This is a genomic window from Pseudomonas fragi, from assembly GCF_900105835.1.
In the GTDB taxonomy this organism is placed as follows: domain Bacteria; phylum Pseudomonadota; class Gammaproteobacteria; order Pseudomonadales; family Pseudomonadaceae; genus Aquipseudomonas; species Aquipseudomonas fragi.
Genome location: NZ_LT629783.1, coordinates 2,302,908 through 2,319,768, shown reverse-complemented (window position 1 = coordinate 2,319,768; position 16,861 = coordinate 2,302,908). Strand labels below are relative to the sequence as shown.

The 16,861-nt window shown below is 57.6% G+C and carries 15 protein-coding genes and 2 tRNA genes; 8 read left to right on the top strand and 9 right to left on the bottom strand.

What is annotated here, in order from left to right:
* Positions 1-7 precede the first annotated feature (7 nt).
* The 3 genes from pvrR (at position 8) to BLU25_RS10695 (ending at position 2,624) form a co-directional block, all read left to right on the top strand.
* Positions 8-1,204, top strand: a complete 1,197-nt coding sequence (gene pvrR, locus BLU25_RS10705; protein WP_016781708.1) for a response regulator cyclic di-GMP phosphodiesterase PvrR — start codon at positions 8-10, stop codon at positions 1,202-1,204.
* A gap of 91 nt (positions 1,205-1,295) precedes the next feature.
* Positions 1,296-1,943, top strand: coding sequence for a response regulator (locus BLU25_RS10700; RefSeq protein WP_016781709.1), 648 nt, complete (start codon positions 1,296-1,298; stop codon positions 1,941-1,943).
* A gap of 36 nt (positions 1,944-1,979) precedes the next feature.
* Positions 1,980-2,624, top strand: coding sequence for a response regulator (locus tag BLU25_RS10695; protein ID WP_029611521.1), 645 nt, complete (start codon positions 1,980-1,982; stop codon positions 2,622-2,624).
* A gap of 9 nt (positions 2,625-2,633) precedes the next feature.
* Here BLU25_RS10695 and BLU25_RS10690 read toward each other — a convergent pair whose 3' ends face one another.
* The 6 genes from BLU25_RS10690 to BLU25_RS10665 all read right to left on the bottom strand — a co-directional run bounded on the left by BLU25_RS10690 (position 2,634) and on the right by BLU25_RS10665 (position 8,593).
* Positions 2,634-3,152: a fimbrial protein gene (locus BLU25_RS10690; RefSeq protein ID WP_172832035.1), complete on the bottom strand. Its 519-nt coding sequence runs from the start codon at positions 3,150-3,152 to the stop codon at positions 2,634-2,636.
* Between the two features lie 7 nt (positions 3,153-3,159).
* Positions 3,160-3,651 (bottom strand): fimbrial protein, encoded by a 492-nt coding sequence (locus BLU25_RS10685; protein ID WP_016781712.1) that lies wholly within the window; start codon positions 3,649-3,651, stop codon positions 3,160-3,162.
* A gap of 20 nt (positions 3,652-3,671) precedes the next feature.
* Complete coding sequence (locus tag BLU25_RS10680) at positions 3,672-4,598, bottom strand: hypothetical protein (protein ID WP_016781713.1); 927 nt, start codon at positions 4,596-4,598, stop codon at positions 3,672-3,674.
* Entirely contained in the window at positions 4,591-7,212 is a 2,622-nt protein-coding gene (locus BLU25_RS10675) for a fimbria/pilus outer membrane usher protein (protein WP_083369635.1), read from the bottom strand. Before BLU25_RS10675 ends, BLU25_RS10680 begins: the two co-directional genes overlap by 8 nt.
* 34 nt (positions 7,213-7,246) lie before the next feature.
* The gene (locus BLU25_RS10670) at positions 7,247-7,945 is read right to left on the bottom strand and encodes a fimbrial biogenesis chaperone (RefSeq protein WP_016781715.1); all 699 of its coding nucleotides are present in this window, start codon (positions 7,943-7,945) and stop codon (positions 7,247-7,249) included.
* A gap of 66 nt (positions 7,946-8,011) precedes the next feature.
* Entirely contained in the window at positions 8,012-8,593 is a 582-nt protein-coding gene (locus BLU25_RS10665; RefSeq protein ID WP_016781716.1) for a fimbrial protein, read from the bottom strand.
* A 287-nt stretch (positions 8,594-8,880) separates the two neighbouring features.
* On the opposite strand from BLU25_RS10665, the gene BLU25_RS10660 reads away from it, so the two are divergent.
* The 4 genes from BLU25_RS10660 to BLU25_RS10645 all read left to right on the top strand — a co-directional run bounded on the left by BLU25_RS10660 (position 8,881) and on the right by BLU25_RS10645 (position 14,312).
* Positions 8,881-12,135: a hybrid sensor histidine kinase/response regulator gene (locus tag BLU25_RS10660; RefSeq protein ID WP_016781717.1), complete on the top strand. Its 3,255-nt coding sequence runs from the start codon at positions 8,881-8,883 to the stop codon at positions 12,133-12,135.
* A 101-nt stretch (positions 12,136-12,236) separates the two neighbouring features.
* Entirely contained in the window at positions 12,237-13,637 is a 1,401-nt protein-coding gene (locus BLU25_RS10655; RefSeq protein WP_029611523.1) for an FAD-binding oxidoreductase, read from the top strand.
* A gap of 98 nt (positions 13,638-13,735) precedes the next feature.
* Positions 13,736-13,811: transfer RNA gene (locus BLU25_RS10650), tRNA-Phe, on the top strand.
* A 156-nt stretch (positions 13,812-13,967) separates the two neighbouring features.
* Positions 13,968-14,312 (top strand): cupin domain-containing protein, encoded by a 345-nt coding sequence (locus BLU25_RS10645; RefSeq protein WP_029611524.1) that lies wholly within the window; start codon positions 13,968-13,970, stop codon positions 14,310-14,312.
* A 50-nt stretch (positions 14,313-14,362) separates the two neighbouring features.
* Here the strand turns inward: BLU25_RS10645 and BLU25_RS10640 are convergent, their stop codons facing one another.
* The 3 genes from BLU25_RS10640 to BLU25_RS10630 form a co-directional block, all read right to left on the bottom strand.
* On the bottom strand, positions 14,363-14,677 hold the full coding sequence (locus BLU25_RS10640) for a helix-turn-helix domain-containing protein (protein ID WP_016781720.1): 315 nt from the start codon (positions 14,675-14,677) through the stop codon (positions 14,363-14,365).
* Positions 14,674-15,018, bottom strand: a complete 345-nt coding sequence (locus BLU25_RS10635; RefSeq protein ID WP_029611525.1) for a toxin — start codon at positions 15,016-15,018, stop codon at positions 14,674-14,676. The genes BLU25_RS10640 and BLU25_RS10635 overlap by 4 nt, the downstream gene beginning before the upstream one ends.
* Before the next feature lie 325 nt (positions 15,019-15,343).
* A tRNA-Met gene (locus BLU25_RS10630) sits at positions 15,344-15,420 on the bottom strand.
* 172 nt (positions 15,421-15,592) lie between these two features.
* Here BLU25_RS10630 and BLU25_RS10625 point away from each other — a divergent pair.
* Complete coding sequence (locus BLU25_RS10625; protein ID WP_029611526.1) at positions 15,593-16,810, top strand: MFS transporter; 1,218 nt, start codon at positions 15,593-15,595, stop codon at positions 16,808-16,810.
* The last annotated feature ends 51 nt before the right edge of the window (positions 16,811-16,861 follow it).

Sequence of the window (16,861 nt, the reverse complement as noted above, 5' to 3'; positions counted from 1 at the left end):
GGATCCAGTGAAGCCCTATCGTGTACTGGTCGTTGAGGATCACCCTTTTCAGCATGAGTATTTGCTCAACGTTTTCAATGAGGTGGGTGGCTTTACAGTTGACACCGTTTGGGATGGCGATGGCGCGCTGGAGTGTCTGGCGCGCAATGACTATGACCTGCTGCTCAGTGATTTACTCATGCCGGTCATGGATGGCGTGCAACTGATTCAGAAAGTTGCCGCCCTGAGAAGAAAACCGGCGTTGGCACTGATGAGTGCCTCGTCGCGGCGCATGTTGATCAGTGCGGGGCTGGCAGCCAAGAACCTGGGTATTTCAGTGATTGGCCTGATCTCCAAACCAGTCGAGTTCAATTCTGTCATGCGCTTGAAAGAGCGGCTGGAGCTTTTTCGCCTTAATGGTGAGACAGACCCCGCCCTGGCCATTGAGGTTGACCCGCTGAGTATCGAATGGGCGATGGGCAACGGGCAGATTCAAGCGTGGTTCCAGCCCAAGAAGTCCCTGAGCAATGGCAATATTCTCAGTGCAGAAGCGCTGGTGCGCTGGGTACACCCTGAGGCCGGCCTGTTATTGCCCAAGGACTTTCTGAGTGTGCTGATCAGCCACGGCCTGGAAGAGCGACTGTTGTGGCTGATGCTGCAACAAACCCTGCAGGCGCAAAGACAATGGCGTGAGCAGGGCTGGGACATTCCGGTGTCTATCAACCTGCCCACGCATCTGCTGGATAACCATGCGCTTGCCGACCGCCTGCGCGACGCTGTGATTGCCGATGGTGGCGAGCCGCGCAGCATCGTGTTTGAACTGATGGAAAGCTCCACCACCGAGGAACTCAGCAATTACTACGCGGGTGCCTGTCGCCTGCGCATGATGGGTTTCGGTTTGGCCCAGGATGATTTTGGCAAGGGGTTCAGCTCTTACTTCAATCTGGTTTCCACCCCGTTCAGTGAACTGAAGATCGATCGTTCGCTGGTACATGGCTGTGTTGAAAACGAGAATCTGGCCTCAGCCTTGCGCAGCCTTGTCGAGCTGAGCCGCAAGCTGGGCCTGACCGTTGTCGCTGAAGGGGTCGAGACTCAGGCCGAGCTCGAATTCCTGCGCAGTATCAAGTGTGATCAAGTGCAAGGTTTCCTGATTTGCGGCGCTATATCGTGCGCCGATTTTGAAACTCTTTTACTGGACGATAGCTCTAAGCCATCACCGGGGTAGCTGAGTGCGGCGCCACGGGTCTTGTTCTGCGCTCGATCTGTAGAAACCCGGGGGCGCCGGACTTGCCATGTCATCAAAGTGGAGCCAGGCAATGCGCGAATTAAAGGTAGTGATTGCCGACGATCATCCGGTGGTATTGCTGGGGCTTCGGGAGATGATCCAGCGCGATGAGTATTTCACCCTGGCAGGTGAGGCACTGAGTTCGTCGCAGTTGGTCGAGCAGTTGCAGTTGCATCAACCTGAACTGCTGATTACTGATTTCAATATGCCCGGCGATGACATCTATGGCGACGGGCTGCAACTGATCGAGTACATCATTGAGCATTTTCCCGGGGTCAAGATCCTGGTGCTGACCGTCATGAGCAATCATCTGATTATCTCGCGCTTGCTGGAGCTGGGCGTGGCGGGCGTGATTGCTAAAAGCCATATTCGCGAAGAAATAGGCAAGGCCCTGAGTGCGCTGGCCAACGATCGGGGCTATGCGCCGCCGGCTGCTGCAGCCATTTCGGTGGTGACCAACCCCAAGGTCATTGATGAACGTTTCTCCACGCTGTCACCTCGTGAAGTCGAAGTGCTCAGGCTGTTTGTGGCCGGCAACAGTGTGGGCGACATTGCCCGTCAATTGAACCGCAGCGTCAAAACCGTGAGCACCCAAAAAGTAGCCGCCATGCAGAAGCTGGAAGTGCTTAACGACCACGCCTTGCTGACCTATTGCATCAAAGCGGACCCCTTCGAATAGTTGTAGCGCTCTTCCCGTGCAGGAGTCATGTTTGCCATGCCGCAAATGAAAGTCTTATTGGCCGACGACCATCCGATTGTGTTGATGGGCGTGCGTGAAATCATTGAGCGTGACCCGCGCTTCAAGGTTGTGGGTGAAGCAATGAGTTCGTCCGAGTTGATCGACAAGATTTCGTTGCTCAAGCCTGACGTGATTATTACCGACTACAACATGCCAGGTGATGATCAATACGGTGATGGCACCCGCCTGGTGGAATACCTGCGCCGGCATTTCCCCGAACCCAAGGTGTTGATCCTGACCGTTATAACCAATGCCCAAGTGCTGACCTGGCTGTATGAGCTGGGTATCAGCGGTGTCATTTCAAAGAGCGCTGGGCTTGAGCAGATCCTGGTGGCGCTGGACGCGTTCTATCGCCAGGGGCACTACCAGCAGGACCAGCCGCAAGGTGGCTTGAGTGAAGATACCGATGACCTTTCGCAAAGGCTCAGCCAGTTGACGGTCAAGGAGTTTGAGGTCCTGCGTCTGTTCTCTACGGGGGTGAGTGTGGGCGATGTTGCGCAGAGCCTGAACCGCAGCATTAAAACCATCAGCACCCTGAAGGTTTCGGCGATGCGCAAACTCAATGTCGACAATGATCAGGCGCTGCTGATCTTGTGCGTCAAGGCCAATCTGTTTGCCTGACGCAGCGGTTCACAGATAGATTATTTCCATCAATAGCGTTGAGCTGTAACTGCCGATTGCGGGCAGTTCCTCCCCGGTCTTGACCGGCCGCACAGAGAGCTGGAGCTTGAGCCGCGTTTCTTCAACCGGGAAGATCAATTGCTCGCCCAGCTTCAAGTCAATCACTTTCAATGTACTGGTCATGTCGCTCAGGCGGGTTTTCAGCCCCAGCCTGTCGAGTGTGGTGCGCAGTGTGCTGCTGTCAAAAGCACCATTGCCGGCGCTGAAACGCAGGTGTACCTGGCTGCCCTTGATGCATTGGAAGTCCAGGCTGACATCGGTCCAGCCGGTGATGTCCGAGTTCAGCGAGTTGAGGTTTGTCTTGGGGATATCCACGCTTTGCGAGGCCGGGAAATTAGCCGTGCAGGGCGGTTTTATCAGGGTGCCGACCACCTCTATCCGGGCCGCATCCTCTGCGCAGCTGGCCGGGCTGAGCAGCAGTGCGGCGGTGGACAGCAGCGCCACCCACAGGCTCACTCTGGCTAGCATGGACACCTCACAGGTACTCGATACTGATAACGGCCGAGGTGCTGAATGCACCCTCGGTCAGTGCGCCCTGGGCAATCAACTTTGCTTTCATGCTCAGGTCGACCGTACCGCTCTGGTTGGTCAGGTTACGTTTGACCCCGGTAACGTTGGCGGCCGTGCTGTCGCTGTTCCAGAGCAATGAATAACCCAGATTGGCCTTGCCCGTTGAGGCCTGTGTGGTTGAGCCCTGAATCGTGCGGGCTGCCAGAATGCTCACCGCCAGCACCGAGTTGGCCGGGCAGGTCATGGTGAGGGGGATGTCGATCAGCGGGGCATCGGCCACCTGGTCATAGCGCAGGCTGCCGAAGTTGGCGGTCAGCGTCTTGCTGCTGGTCAGGGTGCAGGGCGGGCGGGTCAGGGTTCCGCTCAGGTTGATGGTCACGGTGTCTGTTGCGGCGTTGGCGGTTGCGCTGAGCAGGCCTGCGAACAGTGTTGCGGCCAGCGTTACGGATAATTTCATGGTCGAGTTCCTGTGCCTGATCAGAGATAGGTGATGTTGAGGGTGTACTGACTGGAAAAATTTCCGGTCGGCGAAACGCTGGTATTCAGGCGCGGGCGAAAACCAAGGCGGATGTTGTTGCTGCCATTGGTCAGCGCCAGCGTGCGTGGGCTGTTGAAGGTCACTGCCGTGTTGGTGTCAGCCCAGGTGGCGGCCATCGACAGACCGGCCAGGGTTGTGGCTGAAACCCCCGGGCTGCCGCTGATGGCCGCCTGGGTGGGTACCAGCGTGGCGGTCGCTTGCGTACCGCGAGTGCAATTCATGGTGATATTGGCAATTTGCTGTGAACTGGCGAAGTCATTGCTGCTGAGTGTGCCAAAGGGCAGGTTGAGGGTTTTTGCCGAGCCCATCGAGCAGGCGGGCTGGATGACCCGGAAGCTGAGAATGACGGTCTGCAAGTAGTCGCCATAAGCCTCATAACCTCGAATAGATGTGTCTGTGAGCGAAACACTGACCATGTAGTTGCCAGGCGTGACGGGCGCCGTTCCATAAAGCAGAACGTTGTAGGAAAAGGTATTGCCCACGAACAGCTGCACACAGCTTGAGGGCATGCATGTACTGCTCGCAGTCCCGATGGGCAGCTCGGGAACCATCAGCCCGGAGTTGGTGTGAAACACCTGGACCTTGCTGCCTCTACCCTGGTTGTAGAACTGGCTGTGCTGCAGTGACGAGCCATAGGGATACCAGCGGGTCACCCGGCAGTTGGCTGTCATGTTGGCGGTGTAGCTGGTGGATGGCGCAAGGTCGCCCAGCTGAATGATGCCGGTGGTGCCCGTAGCGGTGCATGCGAGGTTGTTTTGAATCAGTGCAAACGCTTGCTGACTGACAAGACCCAGCAACAGGCAAAGCAGCAGCATGCTGACTTTGCCCCGGCCCGGACGAGATGATTTGACGGTTGATTCATGCATCGGGAGTACCTTGAGTGTCTGGCGATAGGGCATCGCAACGAATGTGCAGTTGCCCGATGCCGGTCTCTGACAGGTTGTAGGTGTTCAGGTCCAGGTCCTTGGCGCACCAAGGCTGGCCGTTGACGTTGATCAGCAGCCGCGCCTTGTCCGGCACGCCAGTCATAAATACCCGGCCCTTGTCGGCTACCATCGCGCTGCTCAGCAGCGTGCCCTTGAGGTCATACAGCTGCGCTTCGGCGGCGAAAGGGGCGGGCTTGCCAGTGCTTGAGCTGACGCTGACCAGCAGGCGGCGGCCGTTATGGGTTTCGAAGTTGGCCAGGACAAAGGCACCACGATTGGGGGTGACTTCCTGTACCAGGTTGGCAATGTCGGTGTTGTCCGACAGTGAGTCAGTGTTGAGCGATACCTTGTTTTTGCGGTACGGCTGCGCCGAGGGAATAATCGTGTAGCCACTGCCGTTGGTCTTGATCCCGCTCTTGGTCAGCACGCCCACATCGGCGGCGCCGGGGGTGGCGACAATGATGTTGGTCTCGCCCAATGGCTGGGTGAACATCACGGTATTGCGGATGGCAACCACGCCACCCTCCACGCCATAGTCCATCTGCCGGGTGTTCTGATCCTTGTTATAGGAACCGTGCCAAATGGCATTGGCCGCGTTGTAGCGGGCCGCCACCGAGCCGCCGAGCACGCGGTCTTCGTCACTGATCTGCTGATTGATGCCCAGGTTGTACGACAGGGCATCGTCCTGCAGTTGCGAGCCGCTGAAGGTGGCATTGCGGCTGGCATTGCCGGCGGAGTCCTGGTTGGTGCTCAGGCCGATCCGGCTGCTGCTGCCCGGGTTGCCCAGCGGCAGGCTGACGCTCAGCGACACGCTGCGGATGTCGTCGCCCATACCGCTGTTCTGAGACAGCCCCAGGTTGTAGGAGGCGCTGGCAATACTGAAGCTGTAGCCCAACTGAATGGAGGTATTGCTCTTGGCCCGGTTCCAGTAATCGGTTTTGGTCAGGTTGGCGTACATGCCGCCCCAGGTACCGAATTGTTGCGATACGTTGGCGGTAAAGCTGCTTTTCATATGGCCGGTCAAATACGGTGAAAACGCCGCACTGTTGCTCAAAGTTTCATCGACATAGGGCACGAGCGAGTTGTTGGAGCGTGCGTTGATCGCCTCGTTGAAACTGTAGTAACCGCTGGTGGAGTAGCGATAGCCAATCAGGCTGAAGCTGGTATCGGTCAGGTCGATGGATTTGGAGTACCGGAAGCGATATGACTGGCCCGACAGCGTTTTGGCGTCTGTGCCCATGTCTTCGCTGATGGCATGGGTCACGTCCAGGGAAATGGCACCAAAGCCGGCAAAATCGTGGGCAAAGCCAAGCAGCGCCGATGTGTATTGTTCGCTGACGATGCTGCCGCCGAACAGCGTGGTGCCCTCGGTCAGGCCACGACGATAGGTGCCTTGTACAAAACTGGGCTTGGGCGAATTCTGCGCGCCTTCTGCCGGGCGATACTGGCCTGCGGTCACGGCGTAGCTTTGCTGGCCTTCACGCAACATGTAAGGCACAGAGGCAAATGACTGGATGTAGACCTGGCGCTCGCCATTGGGGCCTTCGATGGTGACTTCGATATCGCCGTTGCCCGCGGTCGAGTACAGGTTCTTGAGGGCGAACGGGCCTGATGGCACCCACTGTTCACTGATGACATAACCGCGCTGGCGCAATGTCACCAGCGAGCGGCCGTTGGCAACCCCACGCACTACGGGGGCAAAATTACGCGCATCATCGGGCAGCATGTCCAGATCAGAAGCGATCCCCACGCCGCGGTAAGAGATGGTGTCGAACAGATCGCTGTCGGTGGCGCTCTCACCCACCGTGGCAATGGCCATCAGGTTGCCCAGGTCGCGCTGGACATAGGTGTCCACCGATTTCCAGCTGCCGTCGACGTTAGTGCCTTTTTGCCAGGTCGAGAAATTGCGAAAGCGCCAGGCGCCGCTGTTGAACCCGCTATGAACACTGCCGAACTGGGATTGGCGGCTGCCGAACTGGTTCTCGTAGTTGCTGCCGGAAAAACTGTAGTTGGCGAAGGCCACCTGCTCGCCATCGCTCCAGGTCTTGCGCCGGGTTTCAAACGGCACGCTGCCGATATACGCCTGGGGAACCTGCAGGCTCAAATGCTGCTTGTTGAAGTCGTAATCGTAGGTGACGCCGGTAAGGTCACGGTTGAAGTACACGCAGTTGTCAGTGCTGATGTCGGCGTTTTTCAGGCGTGTGGGGTCAACCCCCAAATCCGTCAGGGCCTGAAGGCTGAAGCAGGGGAACAGACCATTGGGGGTCGAGACCTGGCTTGCGGTTTCTCGCACAAAGTGCAGGTCGCGCTGCTCCACAAGCCGGTCGTCCACTGACAGGTCAACCCGGTAGATCCCCGGCAGTTGACCCTGGCTCATGGCTTTTACCTGCTCGGCCACTTCGCTCGAAGCGTTGCCGCCGCCAATTTCCAGAAAGGATGAATCGAAGCTGTATTCAGCATGCACGGCGGTGGTTGCAAGGCCCGCAGCAGCAGCGGTGAGCGTGCTCCAGCACTTTATTCGGCGCGCGAAGGCGCACATGCGCAATCGCAGCATGAGTGAGTCCTTCCAGTCGACTGATCGGCAGTTTTCAATGAGGTGTAACGGGTTTTGCCTTGACCGTACTGCCGTACTCGTTGATGTAGCTGAGTTCGAGGCTGTCGCTGTTTTTCAGCGCAATCGGGGTGGTGGCGGTGCTGCCGGGCTTGATGACCTCAGGCATGCCTTTGCTGGCGCTGTTGTTGATCAGCAATTCACTGACCACCACGTTGTAACCCGACGGGTTATGCACCGTGAGTTTTCCGCCTTCTGCCCGCCACTGCAGTTTCTCCACCGCTTCGGGCAGGGTGCCCTTGAGGTTGGCGGGGCGATAAAACAGTTTGATCGTGGTCTTGAGTGCTATTTGCAGCACGTTCTGGTTGCGCTGTTCCTCACTCTTGGCCGGGATGGCTTTGACGTTGAGCAAAAACAGGCTTTCTTTGTCGTCGGGCAGGTTCTGTGCGTTGGTGGCGATGATCCGCAGAATGTTCTGGCTCTTGGCATCCAGGCGAAACAGGGGCGGCGTGACAATAAACTCATCGGCACTCGCGTCGCGGTCATCGAACGGGCTGACCCACGACTGCACCAGATATGGCACACCGTCATCACCCGAGTTTGAAAGTGCCAGGTTGGCTTCCTTCTCCTTGCTTTGATACACAACGCGCGTGGAACCCACGTTGACGCCTGCCTGAACCTGGGGCAGCCAGAAGCTTGCTGCCAGTGCCAAAAAGGCTGCAACTTTTAAACGCATCAAGGTGTCCTCTTGTTAACGCCAGAGCTCGCGATAGACCGCGAGCTCCTTCGTCAAGCTCATGAATTACTTGTAGGTAACGTCGAAGCTGGCCAGTGCATTGACTTTACCGGTGCCGATACCGCGTACACCCGGGGTGTCGCCCGAGGCTTCGGTGTCGGCAACCAGGCGTACATAGGACGCGGTGAAGTCAAACGTGTTGGACTGCGGGCGCAGAACGTAGTCGTTGCTGGCCGTGTTGAGCGGCAACTTGTTACCAGTGCGGGCATCGTTGATCTGGATACCGACGCCGGAAACCTGGTTGTCACCGGTCATGCCCAGCACGGTGGCATCAGTGCCGGACTGCTGGCCGCTGAATTTGATGGAAGCGTTTTTCAGGGTCGAGCCGCTGCAGTTTTCCAGCGAGATCGAGAAAGGGGTGGCGCCAGCAGTGGCAACAGCCCCAACGGTGTTAGGGAAGTCGGCAATGCGGACCTGGCCCATATCAACCGCTTTCTTCACGCTTTCGCTGTTGATGGTGCATGCGTTGTCGTTGATAGTGCCGGTGAATTCAACCTGGCCATCAGCCGCTTGAGCGGTAGCAGCAGCCATCACGATCAGCAGCGAAGAACCACAGAGCGCGGTGTATTTGCCAATTTTTTGAAACATGAGAGAAGCCCTCTACAAACAAGTGATGTGTGATTTCCATTTTTTTACTGCCCCTCCTGTCAACGGCTAGCCGCGGCAGGTGATGCACAGGATGCAATTGCCAGCGGACAATCCCCATCAGACGATTCCTGTTCGTCTTGCTCAGAGCGTTTCGGGGGCGTGGGGACGGGGCCGGTGTTCTGCTGGTTGCGACCGCTGACGGGGTGCTGGCGCATGGAGCAATGTGTAACCCTTTGGCTGGCAACAGGCTTGCCAATCTCCTCTCAGGTAAACGACGGCGCTAAATCATGAAGCAAGCTAAGGTACGTCTCGGTGCGCTGGCACTGAGCTCACTCAGACTGAACAAGCTGTTGCTGCTGCTGACAGGGCTTGCCCTGCTGCTGGTGAGCATGAGTTATTGGGCGGTTAACCGGGTGCTGAAGGAGGAGGGCGAGAAGACGGACTTTCATTTCGCGCGGCTGATGGAAAGCATCCATGAGCATGAGGCCTTTTTGCGCATTGCCGTTCAGAGCTACAGCCAGGCCAACGACAACCTGCTGATAGATAACCAGCCGCATTCGCATCAGGCGCTGATTCGCCAGGGGGATGAGCGTTTGTTCCAGAACCGTGACACGGCCAAGTCATTGCCTTTTACGGTGAGCCAGCGAGATAAGTTCAGCCATGCTGACATGCAGGGGGTTTACTCGTTCGGTGTGCAGTTGACCGACCTGTTCACGGCTTACTGGTCCGATTCCCACTATGTGGCGCCGCAGGTGTTTGTTTTTTCCCCCAGCGATCAATTCACCATTGCGGTCCCCGGGATTGATGGCACGCGGCAGTTTCCCCTGCTGCTCAAAAGCAACTTTTTCGATGTGACCAAGCGTTTGTATGATGAGCTGGTGGCGCGCCAACATGCCCTTGGTGCTGATCAGATGATCTGGTTAAAAGCCCCGCAGGGCCTGATTCAAAAGCGCAAGTACATTATCGGTGCCATCGGGCTGAACCTGTCGCGCAACTTCTTGCCGCCGGGGGCTGAAGCCAATGACCTGGTGATCCTCAGCGCGTTGCTGGACGTCAGCGATATCAGTGATCTGGAGCGCTTGCTGATGCACCCCACCAACAGCCGTCTGACCTTGATCTCGCCTGCCGGCGATGTATTGCTGGGGGATGCCGGGGATGTCGAGGATCTGCCCCTGGGGTTGAGCATTACCCGCGATGGTTTGCGCTTCAAGTTGAGTTCAGGCGGTGCCTCGCCCTGGATAGGGCTGTACGCGATCAGTTATCAGAACTTTTTTGGTTATGCCAAGTGGCCCCTGGCGGGCGCAGTGGGTCTGCTCGTGGTGTTTGTATTGATCGGCTGGCGCGTCAACCGCTGGTATCGCAAGCAAATCATCGAACCTGCCCAACGGGCCAGCCAGTCCCTGGCCGAGAGCGAAGAGTTCAACCGGGCCATGCTCGACAGCGCCCCCGTGGGACTGTGCGTGGTCGAGCGCGGCACCGGCGTGGTATTGCTGGAAAACCAGCGGGCACACGAATGGCAGGGTACGCCTGAGCTGATAGCCCTGTTGAAGCGCGATTATGGTGAGCACGAACTGGGTGAGGTCCAGCTGGAAGTCGCGGGGCGCTATCTGCAGGCCTGTTTTGCCTTCACCCGTTACAAGGGCAAGAACGTGGTGCTCTGCGGTTTCAACGACATCACCCGGCATGTAGACGACGCCAACCTGATGGAGCAGGCCCGGCGTTCGGCTGACGAAGCGAGCAAGGCCAAGACTCTGTTTCTGGCAACCATGAGCCATGAAATTCGTACGCCCCTGTACGGGGTGCTCGGCAATCTTGAACTATTGGGCCTTACACCTCTGAGTGAGCGTCAGCGTGAATACCTGCAGACCATTCAGCGTTCATCGACGGTGTTGTTCCAGTTGATCAGCGACGTGCTGGACGTGTCAAAAATCGAGTCCGGGCAAATGGCTGTCGAGGCCAAGACGTTCTGCCCGCTGGATTTGTTCGAGGATTGCGTGCGTAGTTATTGCGCCGCGGCGGGTAACAAGGGTCTGAAGATCTTTGCCTGTGCCGACGCGCAGTTACCGCCATTGTTGCGTGGCGATGCGGTGCGTATACGGCAAATTATCAATAACCTGTTGAGCAACGCGATCAAGTTCACCGACACCGGCTGGGTGGTCTTCAGGCTCAAGGTCATCGGCATCGAACAAGGGCAGGCAACGTTGCAGTGGCAGGTCTCCGATACCGGTGTGGGCATCAGCGAGGAGCAACTGACGCGCCTGTTCAAGCCGTTCTCCCAGGTGGGCGGCAGTGAGCGGGCGGGCGGTGCCGGGCTGGGCCTGTCCATTTGCGCGCGCTTGAGCGAGATGATGGGCGCCAACCTGCGGGTGGTCAGTGAACCGGGGTTGGGCAGCAGCTTTTCATTGCACATGAGCCTGCCGGTTATCGCTGGCGCACTGGACAACTGTGCCGATATTGACCTTCAGGGTGTCAGTGTTTATGTGCGTGCTGCGCGCAATGATATCGGGCAGATTCTGGCGGACTGGCTCAACCGCTGGGGCGCTCGCGCCCAGGTACTGCCGGCAGCGGCCCCCCCTGACACCCCCGCCATCCTTCTCGATCTGGACCCTGACCAGCCGCTGACCGTGCCCTGGCCAAGCGAGCGGGTGCTGGCGACCGGGTCGGGGCGCAGCCAGCCGCAAAGAACGGGCCGCGGCTGGGAGGTCAACGCGTACGATATTCGCGCCATTGGCAGAACGCTGATGCAAATCGCCCACGGCACTGTGCCCCAGACGCCTGCCAGTGTGGTGCCTTATGCTGCCAGCCTGGAATTGAGCGTGCTGGTCGCTGAAGACAACCTCGTCAACCAGGAGATCCTCAGGGAGCAACTGGAGGCCCTGGGGGTAAGGGTTACGCTGGCGGACGATGGCGAGCAAGCCCTGGCCCGCTGGAAGGAGGCGTCGTTCGATCTGGTGATCACCGACGTCAATATGCCCAAGCTCGATGGCTATCAACTGACCCGTCGTTTGCGTGAGCTTGACCCGCAGGTGCCGATCATTGGTGTCACCGCCAATGCCTTGCGTGAAGAGGGTGAGCGCTGCCTGGAAGCAGGGATGAATGTGTGGCTGGTCAAGCCCCTGAGCCTGACAACCCTGCGCCAGACCTTGTCGGCCTGGTGCCCGCCGTCTGCAGAGGCACCTTTTGGTGCCCTTGAAGCACCCGCAGCACTGCCGCAGGCGGATGATCTGCACGACTGGATTACCCTTTCGCCCGCCATGCACCGGCTGTTTATCGCCACCATGCAGGATGATCTGCTGCAAGCGCAGCTGGCCTTGCAGGAGGCCAATACCTCGAAATTGATCAGTTATGTACACCGCATGCACGGCTCATTTGCCACGGTGGGCGCTGTCAATTTGGCTGAGGCCTGCAATCAGTGCGAAATGGCCTTGCTGCGTGAGCCCTTGAACCCGGCTTCGGTCGAGGCCAACCAGGTGTTGCTCGAACGCTTGCGCAAGGTTGTCGCAAGGCTGGTTGACGGAGCGTTGTACCCCCAGGGCCAGTGATGTGCGGTCTGTTTTCACGGGTTGGTTGATCTGGCGGTGATCGTTGTGGCGGTTTGTTGTACCTTGGATTCGTCCCTCCCAACAATAATATGGACGTTTTCATGGCCTCTAACCCAGCGTTTCAAGCGTATTCCATGCCCACCCTGCTCGATGACCTGCGCGAGCTGCTCGGTGAGCGCCTGAGCACTAGCCGTGTCGAGTGCGAGCAACACGGTCGAGGTGAGTCATACCACCCGAGCCTGCCGCCGGACGCGGTGTGTTACGCCGAGTCCACGGCCGAGGTCGCGGCCATCGTCAAGCTCTGCGCAGCGCAGCGAGTGCCGATCGTTGCCTTTGGGGGTGGTACTTCACTGGAAGGCCATGTAGGCGCCACCCGGGGCGGGGTCTGCATCGACCTGAGCCGCATGCAGCGCATCATCGCCGTGCGCCCGGATGACCTGGATGTCACGGTGGAGGCCGGGGTTACCCGCATGCAGCTTAATGCCGAACTGCGCACCACCGGGCTGTTCTTTCCGGTCGACCCGGGGGGTGAAAGTACCCTGGGGGGCATGGCGGCGACCCGCGCCTCAGGAACCAACGCAGTGCGTTACGGGACCATGCGCGAAAACGTATTGAACCTGACTGTGGTGCTGGCTGACGGTCAGGTGATCAAGACCGGCGGGCGGGCGCGAAAATCTTCCGCAGGCTATGACCTCACGCGCCTGTTTGTCGGCTCGGAAGGCACCCTGGGGATCATCACCGAAGTCACCCTGCGCCTGTACGGTATACCGGAAACCACCTGCGCGGCGGTGTGTACCTTCCCGACGATTGCGGCGGCGGTGAGTTCGGTGGTGTCGATCATTCAGTACGGCATTCCCGTGTCGCGGGTCGAGTTGCTCGATGCGCGCACGGTGCAGGCGGTCAACCGTTTCTCGCACATGGGCCTGGTTGAAACGCCGACGCTGTTTTTCGAATTCGCCGGTTCCCCGGCCAGTGTGGCCGAGCAGGTTGAACTGACCCGGGACATCGTTGAAAGCAATGCTGCATTGGGTTTTCAAGCGGCAGAGGATACCGATGCGCGCAATGCCTTGTGGCGTGCCCGGCACAGTGTTCACTATGCAATGCAGGCCATGCGCCCGAATGGGCGGATCTGGAGTACGGATGTCTGCGTACCCATTTCAGCGCTGACCCAATGCATTGCCGAAACCGCAGAAGATGTGGCCAGGGTTTCATTTTTCGTGGGCATGGTCGGGCATGTGGGCGATGGCAACTTTCATTTGGGGCTGGTGGTCGACCCGGATAACGCAGCAGAGATGGCCGAGGCTGAAGCGCTCAATGAGCGGGTGGTCGAGCGCGCCATTGCCCTGGAGGGCACTTGCACCGGCGAGCATGGCATCGGCTCGGGAAAGATAAAGTTCATGCCCCTGGAGCATGGCGCGGCGCTGGGTGTGATGCACCTGGTCAAGCAGGCGCTCGACCCGCTAGGGCTGATGAACCCGGGCAAAATCCTGCCCCAGGGCTGATATCGGGCCTGGGCGAGGACGTAAGCGCAGGTAATCATTGGTCTTTTTTTATTTCGTGCTTGACGCCCCGGCGGTAAAACACGTTTAATTGCCGCCTTGCCCAGATAGCTCAGTCGGTAGAGCAGGGGATTGAAAATCCCCGTGTCGGCGGTTCGATTCCGTCTCTGGGCACCACAACAGCAAAACCCCTGATGCCTCATGGCGTCGGGGGTTTTTTGTTTTCGGGTGGAAAAACGCTGTTCTGTCTATCCCTTTGTCGCTTCGTCACTCAATACGCTTTTCAGGGTGTTTACTTCCAATAAGGCTTTGTCTTTTGAAGAGGTGGGCGCGATGAGCAGTAAACAGGCAGTACCCGCAACGAAAGGCGTTACGGTCGAGTTGCTGGCAACCATCGACCTGGGTCCCGAGATCGAGGGAATGGCCGGGCGCCAGCTTCGTATGCGCAGGGTGACGATTGAGCCGGGGGGTGTTTTCGGCCCGCTTCATAACCATATAGACAGGCCCGGTACCGTCTACATTTTGCACGGAGTCATCACTGACCATCGAAATGGTATTGCCACGGAGTATGGTCCGGGAGCGGGCTGGCCTGAAGACAGGCACACCACGCACTGGCTGGAAAACAGGGGTGTGATTGAGGCGGTGGAGATATCGGTGGACATTGTCAGGTTGGAGTAACCGCGCAACGCTCCCACAGAATAATCATCGCTCTGCGAGAAGTGATCAACTCAAACCGCGTTGAGTCGATCAACCATATCCGGGAAGCGTTCAACCAATTTGATCAGCAGCGCCGCCTGGGCGTTTGGCTTCGATTTTGATTGCTCCCAGTTTTTCAGGGTGTCCGGGCTGGTTCTGATCTGCCGGGCAAAAACTGGCTGGGACATATGCAGTTTTTTGCGGATGGAAACGATTTCGGCAGCAGTTACTTCAGGAGCTGGTAACGCCTCCATTTCGTACTGGCGAAGGGTGATCTTTCCTTCACGCTGCTCGCCCATCTCGTTTACGCCTTGCATTAGTTCGGCAAACAGATCGCGCTTTTTCATTTCCCACCTCGTTGTTTCAATTCTGCGCCGATGGCTGTTTTTAGCGCTTTCTCCTGATCGGCGGTCAGGTTCTCCAGCTCATCTTTGTCGTAGATTGCAAACATCCAAAACTGACCATCATCCAACAGCCAGTAATAGATCACTCTCAACCCACCTCTCTTGCCTTTCCCTCTGCGGGTATCTTGCCAGCGTAGCTTTCTGAATCCTCCTGTGCGCGGCATCACATCGCCCGCAAGCGGGTTCGCCTGCATTTCTACCTGAAGCTGCCGATATTCATCGTCGTTAAGGTAGTCGCCTACCGTGGCGGTGAAGCTTGTAGTTTCAAAGAAAACTGTTCTTATTGGCTTAAAATGTACGCAACTTGCCTATAGGTTGGCAAATTATGGCAGGTTGTACTGATTCAGTTGGGGAGTCGGGGAGACCGATGTGTCACAAGGTATTGATCCAACAAAGGTGCGCGCCTAGAGATCAGCAACATGTCTGCAGGACTATCTGAGGTATTGGTTTTCCCTTTGTAGCTTTTTTGGCCAGGGATACACAGGAGGGGATACACGCAGGGAAGGTATAGGGGGAGACAAGGAGAAACCCCCAGACACAAGAAAGCCCGCACTAGGCGGGCTTCTTGTACTGTCTGCAGGCTCATGGAGACTTCTGTAAACAAGCGTTTGGTGGCTACACAGGGACTTGAACCCCGGACCCCAGCATTATGAATGCTATGCTCTAACCAACTGAGCTATGTAGCCGATGGCGCGCATTATTCCCTCGTACGGGGGGTGTGTCAAGCAAATATCTAAAAAAAATCTTCGTTCTATCAATTGCTTAAGGTTTTACGGCGTTTGGATGGCAATATCTTGCAAAAGAATGGCACATTGACCCACCTGCAAGCGCGCATTCACCAGTCGTACGGAAACCCCAATGGCTCTTAGCAACGCACAAACAACTACAACAGCGTCTTCTCCTGCCCCACAGACCAGCCCCTTAGTCATGCGCATTATCGGCGCCGTGGCCCTGGCGCATCTGATCAATGACTTGATCCAGGCTGTACTGCCGTCGATCTATCCGATGCTCAAGGCCAAATATGATCTGACCTTTACTCAGATCGGGCTGATTACCCTGACGTTTCAGATGACCGCTTCTCTATTGCAGCCGTGGGTGGGTTACTACACCGACCGTCATCCCAATCCGCTTTTGTTGCCAGCCGGGATGGTTTGCACCCTGGTCGGGATTTTGATGTTGTCTCAGGTCGGCAGTTTTGAACTGATTTTGCTGGCCGCCGCCCTGGTGGGTATCGGCTCTTCTACGTTTCACCCCGAAGCTTCCCGTGTCGCAAGGCTGGCTTCAGGCGGGCGCTACGGGCTGGCGCAATCAACCTTCCAGGTAGGTGGCAATGCCGGCTCGGCCTTTGGGCCGTTGCTGGCTGCGGCAATCATCATTCCCTTTGGTCAGGGTAACGTGGCCTGGTTCGGCCTGTTTGCGCTGTTCGCCGTCGGGCTGCTGTATGCCATTAGCCGCTGGTACCGCAGCCATTTGAATCTGTTCAAGCTCAAGGCCGGGCAGCAGGCGACTCACGGGTTGTCGAAGCAGCGGGTGCTCGGTGCCCTGGTGGTGCTCGGCTTGCTGGTGTTCTCCAAGTACTTCTACATGGCGAGTCTGACCAGCTACTACACCTTCTTCCTGATCGAAAAGTTCGACGTGTCAGTGGCCACCTCGCAGTTGTACCTGTTCCTGTTTCTGGGCGCAGTTGCGGCGGGCACGTTCTTTGGCGGCCCCATCGGTGACCGGATCGGCCGCAAGGCGGTGATCTGGTTTTCAATTCTCGGGGTGGCACCGTTTACCTTGCTGCTGCCTTATGCCGATCTGTTCTGGACCAGTGTGCTCAGCGTGATCATCGGCTTTATTCTGGCTTCGGCATTCTCGGCCATCGTGGTGTATGCCCAGGAGCTGGTGCCGGGCAATGTGGGGATGATTGCCGGTATCTTCTTTGGTCTGATGTTTGGTTTTGGCGGGATTGGTGCAGCCTTGCTCGGGCATCTGGCGGACATTCATGGCATCGAGTATGTGTACACCCTGTGTTCATACCTGCCGTTGTTCGGTGTGCTGGCGATTTTGCTGCCGCGAACGAAAAAAGCCTGAATCGTTAGCGGGGGGCCACTCCCTGGCCTTGCTGCAGACGTGCCTTCAAGC